The organism is Bacillus methanolicus MGA3 (genome assembly GCF_000724485.1).
Taxonomy (GTDB): domain Bacteria; phylum Bacillota; class Bacilli; order Bacillales; family Cytobacillaceae; genus Bacillus_Z; species Bacillus_Z methanolicus_A.
This window is the reverse complement of record NZ_CP007739.1, coordinates 2,047,676-2,069,747: the sequence shown is the minus strand read 5'-3', so window position 1 is coordinate 2,069,747 and position 22,072 is coordinate 2,047,676. Positions and strand designations below refer to the sequence as shown.

Sequence of the window (22,072 nt, the reverse complement as noted above, 5' to 3'; positions counted from 1 at the left end):
TATGGATTTGTTATGAAATATGTTCTTCAAAATGTAGCCAAATCTGCCCAGTCAACAAAATAATAACTTTGTGGTTATTCTTGCAGCTCGGGAAACGCCCGGGCTGTTTTGTTATTTACTGTTAAATGGAAAAACAACATAGACTTATATGAAAATATAGAAAAATCGTTTACAATGGAATCAAGATAGAAATGTTCAAAATAAGGGGTATTTGATTTATGGTAAAGACAATCACTCAGCAAGATCAGCCGCTCATTGAAAAAATCATTGCCTTATATACATTTTTCAAAAAAAATAATGATCAAGAAAACGAACAAAAAGTGAAGCAACTGGCAAGAAAATGGCAAGAGAAAGAATTTTCAATAGGTTTCTGCGGCCATTTCTCGGCTGGAAAATCAAGCATGATCAATGCGTTAATTGGTGAAAATCTTCTTCCTTCGAGCCCGATTCCGACAAGCGCAAATCTCGTAAAAATTAAATCCGGCAAGGATTATGCGAAGGTTTATTTTAAACAGGGAAAACCTCGGCTTTATCCAGCTCCATACGATTTTGAAACAGTGAAATCATATGCGAAAAATGGAGATGAAATCCAGTCTATTGAAATTAGCCATTCTAAAACCTTTATTCCCGAAGACACGGTGATTATGGATACACCGGGGATTGATTCAACAGATGATGCACACCGAATTGCGACCGAATCTGCCCTTCATTTGGCAGATATTATCTTTTATGTGATGGATTACAATCATGTACAATCCGAATTGAATTTCCTATTTACTAAAGCGCTTTCAGATGCAGGGAAAGAAATCTATTTGGTCATTAATCAGATCGATAAACATAGAGAAGAAGAATTAAGTTTCACAACTTTCAAGGAAAGTGTGCAGAAAGCGTTTGCTTCCTGGGGAGTGGAACCTGCAGGAATTTTTTATACAAGCTTAAAAAATAGAGAACACAAGAGTAATCAATTTCCAATTCTTCAAAATTTGATTAAGGAAAAAATATCAGAAAGACATGAACTTTTACCGATAACCATTTTCCATTCTCTACAAAAACTGGCAGATGATCACTATGCGTATTTGGTTGCCCGTGATGAAGAAAAGTTCGAAGCCAATAAGGAAATCATGGACGGGTTAACGGAAGATGAACAAAATAATGTAAGCGATAAACTGGAAGAGTTTAAAAAGCAATTAGATGAAATAGATTTAGCTGCTGTTAAAGTGAAAGAACGCCTATTAACTGAAACGAACGAAATACTAAAAAATGCGTATCTCATGCCTTACCAAACAAGAGAGCTTGCAGAAAAGTATTTGGAATCCCGTCAGCCCGATTTTAAAGTCGGCTTGTTTTTCACGAAACAGAAGACGGAAGAAGCCCGGAATGAACGGTTAGAACAATTTTACAACGACCTTTCAGAAAAGGTGAAGACCCAGCTGGACTGGCATTTGCGTGAACTTATTCTAAATGCTTTAAAGAGTGAAGGTGTCTTTTATCCGGAGCTGGCTAAAAGAGCCCAAAAATTTGCGGTGCCATTTTCGAAAGATTTATTAATGTCGGCCGTAAAACCAGGGGCAAGATTGTCCGGGGAATATGTTTTAAATTATACAAGTGAAGTTGCTGAGTCATTGAAAAAAGAAGCGAAACAAGAAATTTTTCCTTTGATAGAAGCTTTAAGCAGTTTTCTTCAAGAGAAAAATGCTGAAGCAAAAAGCAAGCTGGAAGCAGAATTCAAACAGTTGAAAAAGATTGCTGACGCAAAAAGAAATCTAGATGCGATACAGGAAAAACAGATGTCAGCCCGTTTTGCCATGGAAGAGATCTTAATGGGCAGCAATCATATAAGCATGGATCATGATGCCATTTTTTCTCTTTTTTCTTCTGAGGAGGAAGAGGCTGAAATTATTACAGATATGAAAGCGGATTCATATGTACTGAACAAGAAGAGTTGGGCTTCCGGACGCGATGCTGATGATTCTATCAATCAGGGAGGCGAGGACACACTTTCTGATGCTATGCTTGAAAAATTAATAAGAAAACTCCGGTTTACAGGGGAGAAAATCAGATCTATTCCTGGTATGAGAAAATTGAGCGACGAGCTCCTTCGCAAAGCCGATCGCCTTGAAAACCAGCAATTTACCGTTGCCTTATTCGGAGCATTCAGTGCCGGGAAATCTTCGTTTGCCAATGCTTTAATGGGAACCGATTTGCTCCCGGTTTCGCCAAACCCAACAACGGCTGCGATCAATAAAATTAAGCCTGTTGATAATAACCATTCTCATGGCGTTGTGATCGTTAAATTAAAAGAATCTGCTGCGCTTTTCGAAGAAGTGCAGCGATCATTGCATTTTTTTGGCTTCAATGTTGCAAATTTTGATGAAGGAATGGCTGCGATTCAAAATATAGAAGGAAAAGAAGTTGTTTCAGATGCAGCTGGAAAAATGCATTTTGCTTTTCTATCTGCTTTTTACAAAGGCTTTAAACTTTTTCAAAACCGTCTCGGCGAAAAAGTGCAAACAGATTTGAAAGAATTTCGCGAGTTTGTTGCAAACGAAGAAAAATCGTGTTTTGTTGAAGAGATTGAGGTATTCATTGATTGTCCTTTAACAAGGGCAGGGATTACGTTAGTGGATACTCCTGGTGCTGATTCCATCAATGCACGCCATACTGGAGTTGCTTTTAACTATATAAAAAATTCGGATGCGATATTGTTTGTCACTTACTATAACCACGCATTTTCAAAAGCAGACCGGGAATTCCTCATCCAATTGGGCCGGGTGAAAGAGACATTTGAACTCGATAAAATGTTTTTTATTGTCAATGCGATTGACCTTGCCAGCAACGAGGAAGAAATGGCTTCTGTTATGGAGTATGTACAAGATCAGCTTTTACAGTACGGCATTCGCCAACCGAATTTATTTCCAGTATCAAGCTTACTCGCTTTAAAGGAAAAAAACGATCAGCTTGAGACAGAAGAATCTCGAATAAATGATTTTGAAAAGGCTTTCTATTCCTTTATTTCAGGAGATTTAATGAAAATTGCTGAATCGTCAGCCAAAGCAGATCTCGTCCGCGCTTCAGGACTTCTTGCAGGGCTTATTGCTTCCTCAATGGAAGACGAATCAGTAAAAAAACAAAAATACGAAAAAGTGAAAGCGGAAAAAGAGCGATTGCTGGCTTTTCTTCAATCTCAAGCTCCTGACTTATTGAAAAACCAGCTGAACCAGGAAGCAGATGAATTAGTTTTTTACATTAAACAAAGGGTGTTTTTCCGGTTCGGTGATTTTTTCAAGGAAGCTTTTAATCCGGCAGTGCTCAAGGATGATGGCAGAAATCTAAAGAAGGCTCTTCAAACCGCTTTAGAAGACTTGCTTGAAAGCATTGGATTTGATTTTGCTCAGGAAATGAGAGCGACATCGTTAAGAGTTGAGGCCTTCATCACGAAAATCCTTAAAAACTTTTATACTACTCTTACACAGGAAATGGCAGCCAAAAGTGAAGAAGGAATTGCCTTCTCACAATTTGAATCGCCGGAGTATACCGGAATAGAGTTTCAAAATGCTTTTAAAGAACTAGACAGAGCCATGTTTAAAAAAACTTTAGGCCAAGTAAAGAATTTGAAATCTTTTTTCGAAAAAAATGAGAAGCGTTTTTTAGCAGAAGAGTTAGAAGGAATCCTTCAAGAATCTGCCGAACAGTATTTACTAACAGAAAACAGCCGTATGAAGGAACATTATATCAAGCTTCTAAGCCTTCACTTTGATAATCTTCTTCACAATTTAGCAGAGCAGACGGAAGAATATTACAGCGGCTTGATGACCGCTCTTGGAGAAGGATTCCCGATTGATGAATTAAAGGAAATTGAAAAACAAATTCATTCTTTTTCATAAGGATTTGGATCAAATGAATGATTGGTTAAAAGAATTGGAAAAACGATATGAAATTGAAATCCTTTTTGCTTGTGAAGCGGGAAGTCGCGCATGGGGAAGCCATACCGATGATTCAGACTTTGATATTCGATTCATTTATCGGTTTAAGGATATAAAAAAGTATCTTTCCATTGATCCTTCTAATGATGTGCTTGATTTGACAGATCCGTTTGATATCCATGGCTGGGATATTTTTAAAGCCATGCAGCTTTTTAGAAAATCTAATCCGAGTCTGTTTGAATGGGCGTATTCCCCGGTCGTATATATCAATGAACACGCATTCCGGGAAACGCTCCAGTCTATGATTGAAAAGGGCTACTCGCCGTATTCTTTGTTTATGCATTACATGCAGGTAATGTCGAGAAATATTAAAGACGTTAAAAATAAAGAGAATTACAATGATAAAAGACAGAAACAGCTGCTTCAGGCGGTTAAAGCTTATTTAATCGCCTTGAGGCTTTGCCAAAGGAACAAAGTTTCCAATGATTTGCTTGACTTTCCAACTGAATCACTAATGGAAAAAGATATTATATACGACAAATATTTTATTCTCGTGAAAGCGAAACAAGAAAAAACGCTTCTTCCATATGTGGAAGTAAAGGAACTAATTGATTATTTAGAACAACAAAAAGAAAAATTGTTTGAATACTCGCATAATCTTCAAAAAGGTACGGATCTGAAGAGCTTATTAAATGAATGGCTTTGGGAGCTTTTACAGGTGAAGGCGGTTGATAACGAATGAATCCATTTCACGCATGCGCAACATGCATCCATTTTCATGCCGAAAGAACAGGGAAAGAGAAAAATATGAAATATCGTTGTATAAGGCTCGGGTATGAAACGCGGCCAAATTATCAATTTAACTGCTGGACCCCGAAAGAACATGTGAAAAAACTAATGGAAAAACGTAAGAAGGGATGAAGCAAATGAAAAAAATTGTAGAAAAAGAATGGCTTCATGAACGGCTTCACAATTCAAATATTCGGCTTGCCACAAATGAAAACGTTGAAAGGATATTTACAGTCAGTCGCAGGATTCCTCAAATGGTTTGATCAATCAAAAAAAGAAGAGGCTGTCTCATAAGGGTCAGACCCTTATGAGACAGCCTCTTCCAAAGCCCCAAGGCAATAGGGAATTTTTATTTAATTGATACATGAAACGTTTGTAATTGAACCGTTGTAACTTAGTCCGTAGGCACTGTAAGTTATTTTTTGATACCATTTAATCTTATAAGTCTTTGTAGAACTAATTTTACCATACTTTGATAATACAGCTTTACCAGCAGCTGCTTGTAAATTTAAACTAGCAGGAGAATATTTAGCAACACGGGAATTTAAAGTGGTGCCTTTGAAATTTGTATAAAACGGTCCATGTATTTGAACATTTGGCGAGTAAGCATGAGCCATATTATCCTTCCCCAAATAAGATGAAAAAACACTACCCGAGCTGAAAACCATTAAAAATGCACAAAAAACTATTAAAATTTTTAAGAGCTTTTTCATTTTAACACACTCCTCATTTAAATTTTCTATAGTTATAAATAGTAACATTCATAGGGTCAATATTGAAGCATCTTTGGTATGATTTTTTTGAAAAATATAAAACCTTTCAACGCAACTTCACTATGGTGAAGTTGTCTTTTTTTATCATATGCATGACTCCATCGCCACTCAATAAAGAAGCGGTTGTTTCAGATGCTATCAGGATTAAGTTTTTGACCGAAATAACCAGAAAGAAACTGCAAAATATCTTTTCTCTTAATCTACTAAATCATACAAAAAAAAGATGAAATCTTCGGATAACATCGAATAATATAAATAAGTTCTTCAGGCACTCTTTGAATAGTGTGAAATCAAGGCAATTTGTACGAATGAGGAGGAATGATCATGTTGGAATTTGATACAAATATAGACCAATTCGCCACGATTAAAGTCATAGGTGTTGGCGGCGGGGGAAACAACGCCGTGAACCGTATGATCGAGGACGGAGTTGAGGGTGTAGAATTTATTGCCGTTAATACAGACGCACAAGCTCTTAATCAATCAAAAGCAGAAATCACAGTGCAAATCGGTGCTTCATTGACAAGAGGTTTAGGAGCAGGTGCAAATCCAGAAATAGGTAAAAGGGCTGTGGAAGAAAGCAAAAAGAAGATCCAAGAAGTGTTACAAGGCGCAGACATGGTTTTCGTTACAGCCGGAATGGGCGGCGGTACAGGAACAGGGGCAGCGCCCGCCATTGCTGAAATCGCCCGTAAGCTTGGTGCACTGACAGTTGGGGTTGTAACACGTCCGTTCAAATTTGAAGGCGTTAAGCGTGCAGCAAATGCGGAAAGTGGAATTAACGAAATGAGGAAAGCAGTGGACACCTTAATTATTATTCCAAACGATCGCTTATTGGAGATTGTAGATAAAAAAACACCCATGCTTGAAGCTTTCCGTGAAGCGGATAATGTTCTTCGCCAGGGTGTTCAAGGGATTTCCGATTTAATAGCTGTTCCAGGTTTAATCAACCTTGATTTTGCTGACGTGAAAACAGTCATGTCTCATAAAGGAACAGCCTTAATGGGAATTGGTATTGCCGAAGGTAAAGGCCGTGCTGCTGAAGCTGCGAAGAAAGCTTTAAATAGTCCGTTGCTGGAAACTTCCATCAATGGAGCTCATGGCGTGATCATGAACATAACTGGAGGTCACAATTTAAGTCTTCATGAAGTACAGGAGGCCGCCGATATAGTTGCATCTGCTTCAAACGAGGAATTAAATATGATTTTTGGTTCTGTCATTAACGAAAACTTAAAAGAAGAAATTATAGTAACTGTCATTGCAACTGGATTCACTGAGCAAGAGGCTCCTTTATTCCAAACGTCTTCTCAGCCATCAATGGAAGGAATGTCTAATTCATATCAAAATGAACAACGTATACGACGTGATCCGATAAATCGCGGAGAACTAGTTCAAGATTATGGCCGACACGTTCAAGATCATGGCCGACAATCGGAACAGCCAAAAAAATTTCTGGATATTCCTGCGTTCTTGCGCAAACGAAAAAAATAATTTTGATAAACTTACAAGAGTGTTTTGCGGTTTCGGTGTTCCTGCCGCTCTAAATTTTTATCATTAAAATATTGAGAACGTAAAGCTGTACATCGGAAGCTTCAGTGATTGGATTTCTTATGATGAAAACATTGTAAAAACTGGAAAAGAATAATTGCAGACAAAATTCACCAAAAGAGATCTTTTCATACGGCTTTCTGTTGTCCCATGATATAATGAAAATTGTGACTTTAAAAATGGAGGGACAAATTTTACAAATGAAAAAGCCTTCATTCATGCTGGTAGACGGCATGGCGCTATTGTTTCGTTCGTTTTATGCAACTGCCGTTAACGGTCAATTTATGATAAATTCTAAAGGCATCCCAACGAATGGCGTATATGGATTTATCAAACATTTTTTTACAGCGGTTAAACAATTTCATCCGACTCATGTGGCAGTTTGCTGGGATATGGGAAGCAAAACTTTTCGTACAGAGCTTTTTGAAGGATATAAGGCCAACCGTTCAGAGCCTCCCATTGAATTGCTCCCCCAATTTGATCTTGCTAAAGAGATCGTGGAAGCTTTTAATGTGCCAAATATCGGCCTTGAAGGTTTTGAAGCGGATGACTGTATTGGAACGCTCGCAAAACAAAGCTGTCAACATGTGGATGTTCTCATTCTAACGGGGGATCAGGATATCTTGCAGCTTATTGATGACAATATTTCAGTAGCGCTGTTAAAAAAAGGTTTCGGAAATTATCATGTTTATACGAAAGAGTCGTTTTTTGAGGAAAAAGGCATTTTTCCACAGCAAATGATTGATGTCAAAGCCTTGATGGGAGACTCAAGTGATAATTATCCAGGAGTAAGAGGCATCGGTGAGAAAACAGCTTTAAGGCTTGTGCAGCATTTTCAAAATGTTGAAGGGATCGTTTCAAATCTTGAAAACTTGTCAAAGGCACAGAGAATGAAGATTGAACAGGATCTTGAAATGCTGCATTTAAGCAGGAAGCTGGCCGAAATTAAGTGTGATGTACCCGTGTCTTGCAGTCTTGATGATGCATTGCTTCAAATCGACCGGAAAAAGGTGCTTGAAAAATTTGTTGAATTAGAACTTAGAGGGCTGCACAGGTTTTTAGAATTTGAAAAAGAATATGCTTAAAAAAATTTGAGCCGTTATTTTGATTCATGAGTCAAAAATTTCTTTTATGAGCGGTCGATCACATTTATGATCTTTTATTCCAAACATATAAAAAAGACCGGGTTTTCGGTGAACGATCCACTTTACGGGGCACAGTTCACGGATGCCCGGTTTTTTTATATGCGGGAATGACGCTTATTTTAGCAGCCTGGTTTATTTTATCTATTTCGTATTTTTCTTTTTCGCGGCATTTTCTAATTTGCTTTTCGGTTCTTCAGCAAACTCTGCATCTTGTCCATAACCTTGAGAGGTTACTGCCGGTGCTTTTGTTCCTCTGTTTCTATTGTGTTTTTTGCTCATGCGAAAGTACCTCCATAATTACTATTTCAATATGTCTATTTTCCTTGACTAGCCCTAATTAAAGAGGCTATTACCGATAGTTTTTCCAATCTGAAAAATTTCACTCGGCTTACTTCATATATAACGATGACCGGGAAAATCAGCTGCTTTTTGACAAAAACGATAGAAACTAGTCGAAATATAAAGTAAAATTAGGTAGGGAAAATAACAGATCCGGGGGATAGGAATGGAAAAGTCATTGCGGACAGTGGAGGATTATTTACACTATTTGCAATCGAAAGGCTTTCGAATTCGGGAGGATGCCGTTGGGTTCATATATTTTGGAAAACATTATACAAATGCAACTGATGAACTTACAAATGCGGCAATTGAACTGACTTTAAAAGCGCAAAAGGAATTTGACGGCAGTTTCTATATTTCTTTACTTGAGACATTCACTTCAAACAAAATTAAAACCCGACACGAAGCGATACAATTTGTGAAGGAAAAACAATTAATCGCGATTTGAACGAGTTAAAAAAGGGGCTGCCCAATTTAGGACAGTCCCTTTGAGATTTTATTGTAAAACTAGCTGGTTTTACTCCCGTTCAGGAGTAGATTACTCCCGTTCAAGGTGGATTTACTCCCGTTCAGAAGGAATTTACTCCCGTTCAGGAGGAGACTACTCGCGTCCAAGGTAGATTTACCTTATAGATGAGCGGATCGCTCCCTTTGAAACATGATCGATATAAACCTATAGCTTTCATTCCAGGATATGAAACAAAAGGAAAAGGGAACTTACTCCCGTTTTTCTCACCTTTTTAAGCGGCATGTTTCCGTTTAAACTTTCCAAGAAACACATCTTTTCTAACGGGCAGTTCTGCAAATACCATTCCTGAAAAAATAAGGATACAACCGATGATTGCAGTGTAAGACAATCGTTCCCCGGCCCAAATAAATGCTGTGGCAGCGGCAAAAACCGGTTCCATGGCAAAAATAAGTGCAACTCTCGTTGGTGTTGTGAATTTTTGGAAATTTGTTTGTGCAAAAAATGCTAGGGCTGTAGCAAAAACAGAAGTGATAATCAAGGCCGAAAGCACGTTTTCTGTTAAAATGACATCCGGCTGAAAGGCCATCTGCCAATTTTCGAATCCAAATGAAAATATTGACGACAAAATGGCTACCGTTGATATTTGTACAACCGTCAGCATTAAAGATGGATAGTTATTGCTAAACTTCCCTGTAAAAATAATGTGCAAGGCAAATCCGATCGCACAAATAAAAATAAAGCCATCACCAATATTTAATTTTACTTTGTCTGTCATCGTAAGCAAATATAAACCCGCAGTGGCGATAACAACACCAACAACAGCATTCGCACCGGGCCGTTGTTTTAACAAAAAAATCGCAATCATTGGAACCAAAACGACATTTAACCCCGTAATGAATCCGGCTTTCGATGATGATGTATAAAGGAGGCCAACTGTTTGAAATGCATATCCTATAAAAAGCAAAGTTCCTAATAAAATTCCTGAGAACAGCAACTTTTTATTTATAGAAAGCAATTGTTTTCGTTCAAATAAAAGCAGCCACCCTCCTAATAGAACCGCAGCGGTAAAAAAACGGATTCCATTAAAAGTAAAAGGCTCCAAAAAAGAAATGGCATTTTGTACAAGTACGAACGTGGCTCCCCAAACGAAAGCAACCAAGAGGAGGCTGACATCAGCAATTAAAGTCTTTTTCATCGTACGATCAAACTTCCTTTCAGTTATTTTTTCGAACAGCCATCCTGGCAAGAATATCAGCCGTTTTGTTTTCGCTGCTCGGGATCCATTTCATGAAAAATAAATCAAATTGGTCAGAGAGCTTCAGTATTTTTTCTAATAAAGGTGCAAAATTTTTATTTTTTACAAATTCTTTTTCTATGGCTCTGTTGACTAATTCAGAATCCGTTCGAAAAGAAACGGTTCGATATCCCTTTTCAATACATATTTCCATTGCCTTAATTAACGCATGGAATTCTGCTTCATGATTTGTCATTAATCCGAGTGGGATTGAGTATCTTTCTACATTCCCGCCCGTCTTAATAAATATTCCCGCTCCGCTTGGCCCGGGGGTGCCGGCACTAGCTCCATCAAAATAAACTTCAATCAAAAGAATACCTCCAATAATTTTCAAAAAATATAAATAAGTGTATCATATAAGAATCGCGGTAAAAATATAAAGTGAACAGAACAGCCATTCATATACAAAATATAGTATAATAAAAGATCTGAAAAAGGGCTGATATAAGATGAAATTTATGTTGGAATGGAAATATAAATTAAAAGGAAACGAAACCGTATTGTTTACTTCTGATTTGCTGGAAGGAGATCTTGCCATAAAGGCCGGTGAAGAGATTGTAAAGTCGGGAAAAGCAGCAGATTTGGCTTATTATGATGAGCTGGGGACTTCATGGACGATGAAGGAAATGAAAAAGCTGGCTGCCGAAATCGAAGAAGAACCACATGATGTTGTCGTTTATTTTGATGGGGGTTTTCATAAGGAATTGAATCAGGCTGGACTTGGTGCAGTCATTTATTATAAGCAGGGAAAGAAAAAATATCGAATCCGTGCAAATCAATTATTTGATGAGATGGAAACAAACAATGAAGCCGAATATGCGGCGCTCTATTTTACGTTAACAATTCTTGAAGAACTTGGCGTTCACCATCTTCCCTGCGAGTTTATCGGAGATTCCCAAGTCGTGTTGAAGCAGCTTGAAGGGGAATGGCCATGCTATGAGGATGTTTTAAATAGGTGGCTTGATCGAATTGAAAACAAGCAAAAAGAGCTTGGACTTGAACCGCGTTATACTGTTGTTTCCAGAAAAGAAAACAAAGAAGCTGATAAGCTGGCAAGCCAAGCTTTAGAAGGAAAAATGATAAACAGTAAAATGCAAATACTATAAGACATAGGTTGAAAGGCGTGAAGAGTTTGGATCGTGCAGCGTTATTTGCTGAAGTAGAAGAGCTGATGAACCATTACTGCAAAGATTGTTTTTTGTATAAACAACATCGAAAAGAAAAAGGAAAAAGGTATGCCCATCGGTTTTGCATAACACAATGCACTGTAGGAGAAAAAATTAAAGCTGTTGGCAAAAAATTGTCTTAATATGAATTTCATGAAATTAAAAAAGGCCGGTGTTTAAACACCGGCCTATTATTTATTTGAGGAATTAAAGTTTCACAACATTCGCTGCTTGAGGTCCGCGGTTTCCTTGAACAATTTCAAAAGAAACTTCTTGGCCTTCTTCTAAGCTTTTGAATCCTTCACCTTGAATTGCGCTGAAATGTACTAATACATCGTCTCCGCCTTCAACTTCAATAAATCCGTAGCCTTTTTCGTTGTTAAACCATTTTACTTTACCGTTTTGCATATTACACTTTCCTCCTAAACCATTCGAGACACGATAACGTGTCCATGTAAAATAATATCATACGACAGAATATATTCCGGAGACGGAAAATTATTCGGCCAATGATGTCTTTAATATACACGAAAACAATAGTAAACGTCAATAATTGTGAGAATTTTTTTACGAAATCACTTCTAAATGAAAAAAGTTTTTCAGTATACATAAAAACACGTTTTGTTCATATCTTTTATTAATATCTCCACAAAACAAAGGGTGAGAAAATGTACCGATTTTCAATAGGAAATGAAGATTGGATTGTAAATTTCTCTCCTCACATCATGATCGAAACAGAGGAGCGGGAAGCAATAGTCAATTCCTTGCTTACAATGGGTGCCGTTTTGCATAGTTTTTCACATGGCGACTCTTTTTTAATTTTTAATGAACAGATTGAAGCTGCAGTGTTTCGGGTTGAAAAAATCCCTTCACTCATTTTGACAATTGTCACAATCGTTTCAAATGATAACTGGTATATCCAAAAGGATGGATCGATCCAGACTTACAAACGAAATTAAACAATTATTTTGTTTCTAAACGGATGTTTTTTCTTTTATTGTAAAAAATAATTCTAATTAAACAACACCTGAAATTGGAAAGGTTCAACGATGGAAGTAGAAAAACATCATGTGTATAAATCACCAATTACAGCTTTATTATGGTCAGTAATGATGTGCGGTTTTGGCCAGTACTATAACGGACAATATATTTTTGGCACGGTGCTTTTATTGTGTGAAGTTGGGGCAAACGTGTTATCTAGATTAAATGTGTCAATTTTGCATTCTTTTCATGGAGATTATCAAATGGCTAATGATATTATTAATTATCAATGGGGATTGTTTTATCCATCTATATATGGTTTTTCAATATGGCAAGCCTACAACAAAGCAAAAATCATAAGTCATCAGCGAGAAGGGAATGAGCTGCCAAAAAAAACTTATTTAACCGGATTTTGTCTCGGGTTGGTGGTCGGTATGAATGTTGGTATTATTTGGAAACTCCCCTTCCTTACTGACTTTATTTTTTTAAAATTTTTCTTAAGTCCTGTTTTTAACGGAATTTTTTTAGGAGTTATAGGTGGTTTTACTGGTCATTTGATTGAAAAAATACTTAAGAAGATAAAATAGTCAGCCAGTATTTATGGCTGACTATTTTATTTTTACGCGGAAACCTTTAATTCTGAATATTTAGATGATTATATTGTCTTTGCTTGGATAGCAAGCTAAGATAATTTTTAGAGGAGAGACAGGTATGATTGGAGGAAAATAAATATGAACTTGCTTGAGGAATTACAAAAAATATTATCGAACGACCAGGTTACAGTTAATGAAACAATTTTAGAGCAGCACAGTAAAGATGAATCATACCATACACCGCATCTTCCGGATGTTGTCGTTTTTCCTGAATCAACGGAGGATGTTAGCAAGGTGATGAAATTTGCCAGCACAAACAACATACCAGTTGTTCCATTTGGCTTGGGGACTAGCTTGGAGGGACATGTTATTCCTTATCAAGGGGGAATTTCCCTAGATTTTCAAAGAATGAACAAAATTTTAGAAGTACGGCCAGGGGATTTTCTTGTCAGAGTCCAGCCAGGTGTTACACGTTCACAAGTCAACAAAGAGCTGAAAAAATATGGTTTGTTTTTCACAGTAGACCCCGGCGCAGACGCTACTTTAGGAGGGATGGCAGCAACGAATGCCAGCGGGACAACTGCGGTTCGATATGGCGTGATGCGTGATCAAGTAAGAGACCTTGAAGTGGTTTTAGCAAACGGGGAGGTCATCCGCACCGGCGGACTTTCAGCAAAATCGTCTTCGGGATATAATTTGACTGGTTTGTTCGTTGGATCAGAAGGTACACTTGGCATTTTTACAGAGCTGGTGCTTCGGGTCCATGGAATTCCTGAGGAAATTGTGGCAGCAAGAGCAACATTTCCTACTGTAGAACAGGCGGTCCAAACGGCTGTCTCAATACTTGGAGCGGGCATTCCCGTCGCCAGGGTAGAACTTGTGGATGCGCGCTCGATTTACCAGATTAACCGGCAGTTTGAAAGAAACTATAAGGAAGAGCCCACACTTTTTTTAGAATTCCATGGGAATAAATCAGGTCTTGAACAGGATATTGAATTGGCAAAGGAACTGGCTATTCAAGAAGAATGCAGCGAGTGGGCGTTTGAGACAGAGACGAAAGCCCGTTCGCAATTATGGGAAGCCCGCCACAATCTCGCATATGCTTTCTTGCATGGATCTCCAGGAAAAAAGATGATGGTTACAGATGTTTGTGTTCCACTAACTGAACTGGCAGATGCTGTAAAATATGCAAGGGAGAAGTTGGATGAATCAGGATTAGACGGGGCAGTTCTTGGACACATTGGGGATGGAAATTATCATGCTTTAGTGATGTTCAATCCAGAAGATGCTAACGAAATGTCCCGTGCTGAAAAGTTTAATGCCGGATTGGTAGAATATGCGTTAAGCCGGGGAGGAACTTGTACTGGCGAACATGGAGTTGGAGTGGGGAAAAGAAAATATCAGCTGCAGGAACATGGCTCTGCTGTAAACATTATGAGTCTCATTAAACAAACCCTCGATCCGTTAAATATTTTAAACCCAGGAAAGGTTCTTCCAAATTTGTAAGCATGTGAACAACTGTGGAAAAGGAGCCGGTGCCGTGTAGGCGCCGGTTCTTTTTACGTTCAACTATAGAACCAATAATAGAAAGTGCTTTCATGTTATTCTACTTTTTGGTATAAAGAATTTAAGGTAAAAAAGCTTGAAAGTTTATCAGTTTAGGAGTTTTTTTATGAAGTTAATCATTGCAGAAAAGCCTGATCAAGGTTTAAAATTGGCCGCACCTTTTTCTTTTAAGAAAAAGGATGGCTATTTAGAGATAGCACCAAATCATATTTTTCCTAATGGTGCGTTATTGACATGGGCCATTGGACATCTATGTGAGTTGGTTCCTCCGGAAAACTATGATCAAAAGTGGAAGAAATGGTCATTAGAAACGTTGCCCATAATCCCGGAACGCTTTCAATATCGTGTATCAAGAGCTAAGTGGAAACAGTTTCAAATTATTAAAGAGCTTGTTCATCGAAAGGATGTCTCTGAAATTATCATCGGGGGCGACGCTGAAAGAGAAGGAGAGGCAATTATTAGGATTATTCTTTCCCAGTGTAATAATCACAAAAAAATAAGACGTCTTTGGATTTCTTCTTTAACTCCAAAGGCTGTGATAAATGGATTTGAAAATTTATTAGATGAATCCCAAACTAGAAATATTTATTATGAAGCCATCAGTAGAGCTTGTGCTGACTGGCTTGTTGGAATGAATGCTTCTAGAGCCTATACTCTTTTGCTTCAGCAAAAAGGGATTTACGACGTGTTCTCTACAGGAAGAGTTCAAACGCCAACATTGGCACTAATTGTAAAGCGTGAACATGAGATTAATAATTTTAAATCAGAATCTTTCTGGGAAGTACGTGCTGCATTTAACATGCAAGAAAAATATTTTGAGGGCAAGTGGCATAAAGATGGAGAAACACGTTTAAAAGAAAAGGAAATGGCTTATAAGATTGCTCAGTTTTGTAAAGGGAAATCGGCAGAAATACAAAAGATTGAGAAAGAACGAAAAGAGTTTCAACCACCATATTTCTTTAATTTGTCAGCTCTACAGGCAACTGCAAATAAAATGTTTAAATATCCTCCACAAAAAACATTAGATATAGCGCAAAAATTATATCTAAAGGGAATGATTTCATATCCTCGAAGCGACTCGAATTTTGTAACAAAAGAAGAAGCAGCTATGTTTCCAGAAATTCTGCAAAAATTAAGTCAGTTAAAACAATATAACAAATTTTTCCCTCTGCCTGTTGATTCTATTATAAATAATAAACGCTACGTTAATGAAAAGAAAGTTACAGACCACTATGCCATTATTCCAACGGAACAGGTGACAGACCCTGCAAAATTATCTATTGATGAGCAAAATATTTATCACTTGATTGTAGAGCGATTAATTGCAGCGCATTATGATAATGCAATAGTTGATTATACAACGATTCACACATTAGTCGATGGCCGTGCTGCTTTTATCTCAAAAGGAAAAGAGATGATACAAGAAGGTTGGCGCAAAGTGATTTATGGTGAGCAAAAAGAAAAGAGTAATGAAGATGATGAACAAGATTTGCCGTCTCTAAAAGAAGGAGAACAAGGAATCGTTCAACAAGCAACTGTGAAAGAAGGAAAGACGCAGCCACCTAAACGCTATACAGAAGGTCAACTTATTACATTAATGAAAACGGCTGGTAAGCACTTAGAGGATGAAGAGCTTGTAAAAGTATTAAATCAAACAGAAGGATTAGGTACTGAGGCTACGAGAGCAAGCATCATAGGAGTGTTAAAAGAGCGAAAGTACATTAATGTACAAAAGAACCTTGTGTATGCTACAGAAAAGGGAAAGTTGCTCATTGAAGCAGTTGGTAAGAGTGTATTGGCTTCCCCAGAAATGACAGCTAAGTGGGAGCAGCGTTTAAGTGAAATTGGAGATGGCAAAGCTTCTCCGCAAGCATTTATGGAGCAAGTAAAAAAATTAACTGTTAAACTGATTGAGGATGCAGTAAAACAGTCTAAATCTTGGACATTTGATCATATTGATGTAAAAAGTGTTAAAGCTTCCGTGCGAATAGGAAATCGAAATAAATCAGCAAAAGGAAACGCCAGTTTTGGTCCATGCAAAAAATGTGGCGGAAAGGTAGTCGATAAAGGTACGTTTTATGGTTGTTCTAACTATAATGAGACAAATTGTGACTTCACTATTTCAAAGAAAATATTAGGAAAAACGATTTCACAAGCGAATTTGAAAAAACTATTAAAAGACGGCCAAACAGATTTAATTAAAGGATTTAAGAAAGACGAAAAATCCTTTGATGCCTATATAATTTGGAACAATGATAAATCAAAAATTGAATTTACATTTAAGACATAATGGATAATGCATCATAATGCATAAAATCGTGTATATCGATAATATTGGATAAGCCCAAAAAGGCTGACTCATAAGGGTCTGACTCTCTTCAACGATGACAATAGATAGCATGGTTTTATTCGTATTTATCTGTTGAATTGGAGGGTTCTGACCCTTTTCTTTTTATATGGTGTCTTATCTAGAAGACTCATTTATCGTGGCGGCTGATATGCCATGGAGTTTTAAGTAAGCCTCGTTGTTTAAGTTAAATCTTTTTAACTGCCGGTCAATATTGTAACTTCAAATTATTTTTAAGTTCTTTTTAGGAATCTCCCACCTTAAATAACTATAAATTTTATATAGGAGCAGTTCAATGATATAATTTGGCGGTGAGTGTGATTAACCGCGTAAATCTTTTGTTCAAAATATATCTATTGAGGCGTTTCATTTCTCATGCTGCGTTATACTTGCCTAGTCATATTGGAGGTTAATTAACGTGTGTCTCATTTTATTTGCTTATCGTGTTCATCCCGATTATCCGCTCATTATGGCTGCCAACCGCGATGAGTTTTACAAACGTCCAACTGCTCTAGCAGCATTTTGGGAAGATCATCCTACTGTACTTGCCGGGCGCGATTTGGAGAAAGGGGGAACATGGATGGGAGTTACCCGAACCGGACGTTTTGCTGCCATTACAAATTACCGCGCTCCCGGATATGACCGTTTGGACGCCAAATCCCGAGGTTTTCTCGTCAGCAACTATTTAACCGGTTCATCTAAACCAAAGGAATATCTCGAAAAAGTACAGCAAGATCATAAACTTTACAATGGCTTTAACTTGCTGGTGGGAGATACTGAATCGCTTTATTATTATTCACCGATCCTTAACAAAATCAGTATCGTTCCACCGGGCGTCCACGGTCTCAGTAACGCTGTGTTGGATACGCCCTGGCCAAAAGTTAAAAAAGGGATAGAAAAACTAACACAAGCAATTAGTAATAAAATCATTGACGAATCACTTTTGTTGTCAATTTTGTCCGACTCCGAAGAAGCGCCTGAAGAAGAGTTGCCAGATACCGGGATAGGAAAAGATTGGGAGAAATTGTTATCACCTATCTTTATCCAAAGCAGCACTTATGGAACAAGAGCTTCTACCATTTTAACCATAGATAACGATCATCATATTGTGTTTAATGAAAAATCTCTTCTACCTGATTTACGGCAATGGAAACAATCTCGGTTTACGTTTTTCGTCGAAGATTAAAGGAAAGGATAAGGAAAAGAAAGCTGGATTGCCTTGTCTCTGTTTTGTATCTATAGTAAACTTTTATTGACGATTGTTTAATAATTATGGGAGGGTACGGGATGCCGACACCAAGTATGGAGGATTACATTGAACAAATTTATATATTAATTGAAGAAAAGGGATATGCGAGAGTTTCGGATATTGCCGAAGCACTGTCTGTTCATTCCTCCTCTGTCACTAAAATGATTCAAAAACTAGATAAAGATGAATATCTAGTATATGAAAAATATAGAGGTCTTATATTAACACCTAAAGGGAAAAAAATTGGTCAACGCCTTGTATATAGGCATGAGCTTCTGGAACAACTGTTACGAATCATTGGTGTGAAAGAAGAACACATTTACCAAGATGTTGAAGGAATCGAACATCATCTCAGCTGGGACGCGATTGACCGTATTGGTGATCTAGTCCAATATTTTGAGGAAGATGAAAGCAGAATTAAAGCATTAAGAGCTATTCAAAAATTGAATGATAATTAGAAGAGGCTGACTAAAAGGGTCTGACTCCTTCCGCCAAAGACAATATATAGTTGTATTGGAAGGGGCTGACCCTTTGAATTTAATGCAGCCTCTTTCTTTTTATATTAAAGAGTTGAGGCTGTCTCATAAGGGTCTGACCCTCTGGCTTTTGAGACAGCCTCACTTTTTTAAAACTTTTAGTATACTGAAACGTTGTAACCGGGAAAAACGTACCTATTGTAAGACAGCAATTATTAACACGTATGTGGGTAATTCATGCTGAAAAATCAAAAGTAGAAAGGGAGATAGAGAGTGAGCAGATATTCCATCGATGATTTTGTTAACGAAACAAAGCAAAAGGACAGAGGGGAAGGTGTGTTTGAGCTTGAAACACCAAGAATGCTTGAAATTAATTTAAATGGCCAAATATGGGCAAAAGCAGGAGCGATGGTTTCTTATCGAGGAAGCATAAAGTTTGAACGGGAAGGAATTTTTGAACACGGCCTTGGAAAAATGTTTAAAAAAGCATTAACTGGTGAAGGAACTTCGTTAATGAAAGCAACTGGAAACGGAAAGCTGTATGTTGCTGATCAAGGAAAGAAAATTTCAATTTTAAATTTGCAGGGTGAATCAATTTATGTAAATGGCAACGATCTTTTAGCATTTGAACCATCTATTAATTGGGATATTAAGCTAATGAAAAGAGTCGCAGGAATGTTAGCGGGAGGGTTATTTAATGTCCGTCTTGAAGGACGAGGAATGGCAGCGATCACGTCCCATTATGAACCTTTGACTTTGTTGGTTACTCCTGATAACCCGGTTTATACAGACCCTAACGCTACGGTTGCATGGTCGGGAACGCTTGCGCCTGAGTTTGTGACAGACATTTCGTTAAAAACTTTCCTTGGAAGAGGAAGCGGTGAATCGATTCAAATGAAATTTTCAGGAAATGGCTTTGTCGTCGTTCAGCCGTTTGAAGAAATTTACTATTCTCAGCAATCGTAACAAACTAGGGGGCTGACTCAAAGGGTTTGTCTCTCTCCAACAATGAATAATAAATTTTTTTAGTGTTTGTCCATATGTTGTCTTGGAGGTCTGAACCTTTGCATATGAGTCAGCCTATTTTGTCGTGTTTATCTTTTATAGCGTTAAAACGTAATTTTCCTCCATTTGCTGAATGGCATAATCTGCAATGGTTTTTGCGGAAAATGGATGATAAATATTATTTTGAGAGTTTTTCAATTTAATAACAAGTGATTCATCTTGGAAAAGCCTTTGTATATGACGAAATGTATCTTTATTAGAATAGGAAATCAAGGCAGCCCCCTTTTCTGCGAAAAATTTTGCATTCTCTGCTTCCTGTCCAGGCACAGGTTTGTAAAGGATTAATGGAATCTGTAACGCGGCTGATTCTGTCAACGTAAGTCCACCGGGCTTTGTTATTAAACAATTAGAAACTGAAAAAATTTCATGGATTTCTTCGATATAACGAAACAAACGAATAGAATCAGGAAAACGTAAAACGAGCGGGGAAAGCTTTTCGTATAATTTTTCATTTCTTCCGCATATGACTATTATTTGATAATCGGGATTTTGTATTAGAGATTCACAAAGTTCCTTAACATTTTTCAAAACTCCATAAGCCCCTGCAAGAATGGTAATGACCTTTTTTTGAGAAGAGATGTTGTATTTTCGATAAACTAATTTTCTGTTTAATTTCTTCTCAAAAGCAGAGCGAATTGGAATTCCGCTGACTGTGATGCGTTGTTCCTCAATATTTTGGGCAATCAGAGACAATTTAACAGACTTTGATGCAACAAAATAATGGTCAATTAAAGGATTGGTCCAATATGGATGAGCACAATAATCCGTAATGACGGTATAAACTGGGATCGAAGATTTTGTTTTCTTGATGAAAAAAGGTGCTGTATGAAGCGGAAAAGTTGTGATGACAAATGCTGGGTTATAGAGAGCGATCAACTCCAAAAACCGCTTGCGGCCTAAGTATTTGGAGAACTGGACAAGTCCTTTCGAATGGAACTTATTGGTTCCATAATAAAACCATTTATAAAAGTTTGGCCCATATGTAAAACTTTTTAAAAGTAAAGATTGTGTTAAATTTGTAAAAGCTGGATATGATTCTCCGAATAAATCTGAAACGACAGATTCAAAACCTTTCCTGTTAATTTCTTGAGCAATTGCTTTTGCTGCCTCTAAATGGCCATTTCCGTAACGAGCAGTTAGAATGAGAGCGGATCGACGCTTCAAGTGAAATCCCCCTAGTGCTTACTTTTTTTAGAATATCATGTTTATGTACAGGAAATATGAAGAAATATTGAGGTAGTGTAAAGGTAAATAGAAAGTTTTGATAACTTGGTTTAAATGAATTCTTAAAATAAAAACCAGGCGTAAGATTTTTTCTCACGCCTAGTTTTGTTAATTCCATTCGTAAGGTGTTTCTTGGTAGACATAGTAATTAAGCCAATTGGAAAATAATAGATGTGCATGCGAACGCCAGCGGTTCACCGGCGGCAAAGATGGATCGTCGTTTGGGAAATAGTTTTCAGGCACATGAATATTGAGTCCTTTCCTAATATCGCGGCGGTATTCCTCGCTAAGGGTCTCGGCATCATATTCAAGGTGGCCGGTAATCATTATTTGTTTTCCGTTATTTGCACTCATAATAAACGGCCCAGCTTCGTCTGATGCAGAAAGTAATTTTATGTTGTCTGAATTCATGATCGCTTCAATCGAAACGTCGGTATAGCGGGAATGAGGTGCGACATATTCATCATCAAAACCTCTTAAAAGTTTTTCCGTTCTGTCTAAAACTCTGTGTTTGAATATACCGTAACATTTCCGCGGAAGTTCAAACTTGCTGATTCCAAAATGATAGTATAAAGCAGCCTGTGCACCCCAGCAAATATGCAAGGTTGAAGTAACATGATCGACCGACCAGCTCATTATTTCCTTCAACTCTTCCCAATAATCGACCTCTTCAAATGGAAGTAGTTCAACCGGTGCACCGGTTATGATCATCCCGTCAAATTTCTTATGTTTTATATCTGAAAAAGTCGTGTAAAACTGTTCCAAATGCATTGGGCTTGTATTTTTAGATATATGAGTTGCGGTCTTTAAAAAGGTAACGTTTACCTGCAATGGCGTATTTCCTAACAGCCTGAGCAGCTGGGCTTCCGTTCTTTCTTTTTCAGGCATTAAGTTTAAAATTAAAATATTTAAAGGCCTTATATCCTGGCGGTTGGCACGGTCTTCATCCATAACAAAAATATTTTCAGCTTCAAGAATTTCCCGTGCAGGAAGAAGCTTCGGTATTTTAATTGGCAAACGTATATCCCCCTTCGTTAGAATTTTCAATTATTTCTATTATAACTACCAATTATTTAGTCAGCAATGATGTAAATTTTAATTTTAGAAAACTTTTATGAGTTTTTTTTC

23 protein-coding genes are annotated in these 22,072 nt (G+C 37.5%); 16 read left to right on the top strand and 7 right to left on the bottom strand.

All coding sequences use genetic code 11. The features are described from left to right. The first annotated feature begins 218 nt into the window (after positions 1-218). The 4 genes from BMMGA3_RS09990 to BMMGA3_RS18445 are packed head-to-tail and all read left to right on the top strand — an operon-like array spanning position 219 to position 4,975. Positions 219-3,884, top strand: coding sequence for a dynamin family protein (locus tag BMMGA3_RS09990; RefSeq protein WP_004435122.1), 3,666 nt, complete (start codon positions 219-221; stop codon positions 3,882-3,884). A 13-nt stretch (positions 3,885-3,897) separates the two neighbouring features. Beyond that, positions 3,898-4,665, top strand: coding sequence for a nucleotidyltransferase domain-containing protein (locus BMMGA3_RS09985; protein ID WP_034669375.1), 768 nt, complete (start codon positions 3,898-3,900; stop codon positions 4,663-4,665). Next, entirely contained in the window at positions 4,662-4,844 is a 183-nt protein-coding gene (locus tag BMMGA3_RS18450) for a hypothetical protein (protein ID WP_004435118.1), read from the top strand. The genes BMMGA3_RS09985 and BMMGA3_RS18450 overlap by 4 nt, the downstream gene beginning before the upstream one ends. 5 nt (positions 4,845-4,849) lie before the next feature. Next, a complete protein-coding gene (locus BMMGA3_RS18445; RefSeq protein ID WP_259674465.1) occupies positions 4,850-4,975 on the top strand; it encodes a hypothetical protein in 126 nt (41 codons plus the stop codon). Between the two features lie 90 nt (positions 4,976-5,065). On the opposite strand, the gene BMMGA3_RS09975 is transcribed toward BMMGA3_RS18445, so the two are convergent. Continuing rightward, positions 5,066-5,425, bottom strand: a complete 360-nt coding sequence (locus tag BMMGA3_RS09975; RefSeq protein ID WP_004435114.1) for a hypothetical protein — start codon at positions 5,423-5,425, stop codon at positions 5,066-5,068. A 384-nt stretch (positions 5,426-5,809) separates the two neighbouring features. Between BMMGA3_RS09975 and ftsZ the strand changes: the two genes are divergently transcribed. Together ftsZ and BMMGA3_RS09965 are read left to right on the top strand one after the other, a co-directional pair. Continuing rightward, positions 5,810-6,973 carry a cell division protein FtsZ gene (gene ftsZ / locus BMMGA3_RS09970; RefSeq protein WP_004435111.1) on the top strand — a complete coding sequence of 388 codons (1,164 nt, stop codon included), beginning with the start codon at positions 5,810-5,812 and terminating at the stop codon, positions 6,971-6,973. A 257-nt stretch (positions 6,974-7,230) separates the two neighbouring features. Further along, the gene (locus tag BMMGA3_RS09965; RefSeq protein ID WP_004435107.1) at positions 7,231-8,115 is read left to right on the top strand and encodes a 5'-3' exonuclease; all 885 of its coding nucleotides are present in this window, start codon (positions 7,231-7,233) and stop codon (positions 8,113-8,115) included. Between the two features lie 201 nt (positions 8,116-8,316). Here BMMGA3_RS09965 and sspL read toward each other — a convergent pair whose 3' ends face one another. After that, the gene (gene sspL, locus BMMGA3_RS09960; RefSeq protein ID WP_004435106.1) at positions 8,317-8,454 is read right to left on the bottom strand and encodes a small, acid-soluble spore protein L; all 138 of its coding nucleotides are present in this window, start codon (positions 8,452-8,454) and stop codon (positions 8,317-8,319) included. A 226-nt stretch (positions 8,455-8,680) separates the two neighbouring features. Between sspL and BMMGA3_RS09955 the strand changes: the two genes are divergently transcribed. Beyond that, entirely contained in the window at positions 8,681-8,962 is a 282-nt protein-coding gene (locus BMMGA3_RS09955) for a DUF6123 family protein (protein ID WP_004435102.1), read from the top strand. A gap of 292 nt (positions 8,963-9,254) precedes the next feature. Here BMMGA3_RS09955 and BMMGA3_RS09950 read toward each other — a convergent pair whose 3' ends face one another. Both BMMGA3_RS09950 and BMMGA3_RS09945 read right to left on the bottom strand, forming a co-directional pair. After that, entirely contained in the window at positions 9,255-10,178 is a 924-nt protein-coding gene (locus BMMGA3_RS09950) for a DMT family transporter (RefSeq protein ID WP_004435100.1), read from the bottom strand. Positions 10,179-10,197: 19 nt separating this feature from the next. After that, a complete protein-coding gene (locus BMMGA3_RS09945) occupies positions 10,198-10,587 on the bottom strand; it encodes a reverse transcriptase-like protein (RefSeq protein ID WP_004435097.1) in 390 nt (129 codons plus the stop codon). 139 nt (positions 10,588-10,726) lie between these two features. On the opposite strand from BMMGA3_RS09945, the gene BMMGA3_RS09940 reads away from it, so the two are divergent. Together BMMGA3_RS09940 and BMMGA3_RS17415 are read left to right on the top strand one after the other, a co-directional pair. Next, positions 10,727-11,383, top strand: coding sequence for a reverse transcriptase-like protein (locus BMMGA3_RS09940; RefSeq protein ID WP_004435094.1), 657 nt, complete (start codon positions 10,727-10,729; stop codon positions 11,381-11,383). A 26-nt stretch (positions 11,384-11,409) separates the two neighbouring features. Continuing rightward, positions 11,410-11,586, top strand: a complete 177-nt coding sequence (locus BMMGA3_RS17415) for a zinc-finger domain-containing protein (protein WP_004435092.1) — start codon at positions 11,410-11,412, stop codon at positions 11,584-11,586. A 64-nt stretch (positions 11,587-11,650) separates the two neighbouring features. Here the strand turns inward: BMMGA3_RS17415 and cspD are convergent, their stop codons facing one another. After that, positions 11,651-11,851 carry a cold-shock protein CspD gene (cspD, locus tag BMMGA3_RS09935; protein ID WP_004435089.1) on the bottom strand — a complete coding sequence of 67 codons (201 nt, stop codon included), beginning with the start codon at positions 11,849-11,851 and terminating at the stop codon, positions 11,651-11,653. Between the two features lie 260 nt (positions 11,852-12,111). On the opposite strand from cspD, the gene BMMGA3_RS09930 reads away from it, so the two are divergent. The 7 genes from BMMGA3_RS09930 (at position 12,112) to BMMGA3_RS09900 (ending at position 19,621) form a co-directional block, all read left to right on the top strand. Continuing rightward, positions 12,112-12,402, top strand: coding sequence for a hypothetical protein (locus BMMGA3_RS09930; protein WP_004435086.1), 291 nt, complete (start codon positions 12,112-12,114; stop codon positions 12,400-12,402). Positions 12,403-12,492: 90 nt separating this feature from the next. Next, the gene (locus tag BMMGA3_RS09925; protein WP_004435083.1) at positions 12,493-13,011 is read left to right on the top strand and encodes a hypothetical protein; all 519 of its coding nucleotides are present in this window, start codon (positions 12,493-12,495) and stop codon (positions 13,009-13,011) included. 144 nt (positions 13,012-13,155) lie between these two features. Next, on the top strand, positions 13,156-14,523 hold the full coding sequence (locus BMMGA3_RS09920; protein WP_004435079.1) for an FAD-binding oxidoreductase: 1,368 nt from the start codon (positions 13,156-13,158) through the stop codon (positions 14,521-14,523). Between the two features lie 166 nt (positions 14,524-14,689). Then, on the top strand, positions 14,690-16,873 hold the full coding sequence (locus tag BMMGA3_RS09915; protein ID WP_004435076.1) for a DNA topoisomerase III: 2,184 nt from the start codon (positions 14,690-14,692) through the stop codon (positions 16,871-16,873). A gap of 475 nt (positions 16,874-17,348) precedes the next feature. Beyond that, a complete protein-coding gene (locus tag BMMGA3_RS09910; RefSeq protein ID WP_004435073.1) occupies positions 17,349-18,116 on the top strand; it encodes an NRDE family protein in 768 nt (255 codons plus the stop codon). 101 nt (positions 18,117-18,217) lie between these two features. After that, the gene (gene mntR / locus BMMGA3_RS09905; protein ID WP_004435071.1) at positions 18,218-18,637 is read left to right on the top strand and encodes a transcriptional regulator MntR; all 420 of its coding nucleotides are present in this window, start codon (positions 18,218-18,220) and stop codon (positions 18,635-18,637) included. Between the two features lie 291 nt (positions 18,638-18,928). Next, a complete protein-coding gene (locus BMMGA3_RS09900) occupies positions 18,929-19,621 on the top strand; it encodes an AIM24 family protein (protein WP_004435065.1) in 693 nt (230 codons plus the stop codon). Between the two features lie 135 nt (positions 19,622-19,756). On the opposite strand, the gene BMMGA3_RS09895 is transcribed toward BMMGA3_RS09900, so the two are convergent. Continuing rightward, positions 19,757-20,884: an MGDG synthase family glycosyltransferase gene (locus tag BMMGA3_RS09895; protein WP_004435062.1), complete on the bottom strand. Its 1,128-nt coding sequence runs from the start codon at positions 20,882-20,884 to the stop codon at positions 19,757-19,759. A 168-nt stretch (positions 20,885-21,052) separates the two neighbouring features. Continuing rightward, positions 21,053-21,961, bottom strand: a complete 909-nt coding sequence (metA, locus tag BMMGA3_RS09890; protein WP_004435059.1) for a homoserine O-acetyltransferase MetA — start codon at positions 21,959-21,961, stop codon at positions 21,053-21,055. Positions 21,962-22,072 lie beyond the last annotated feature (111 nt).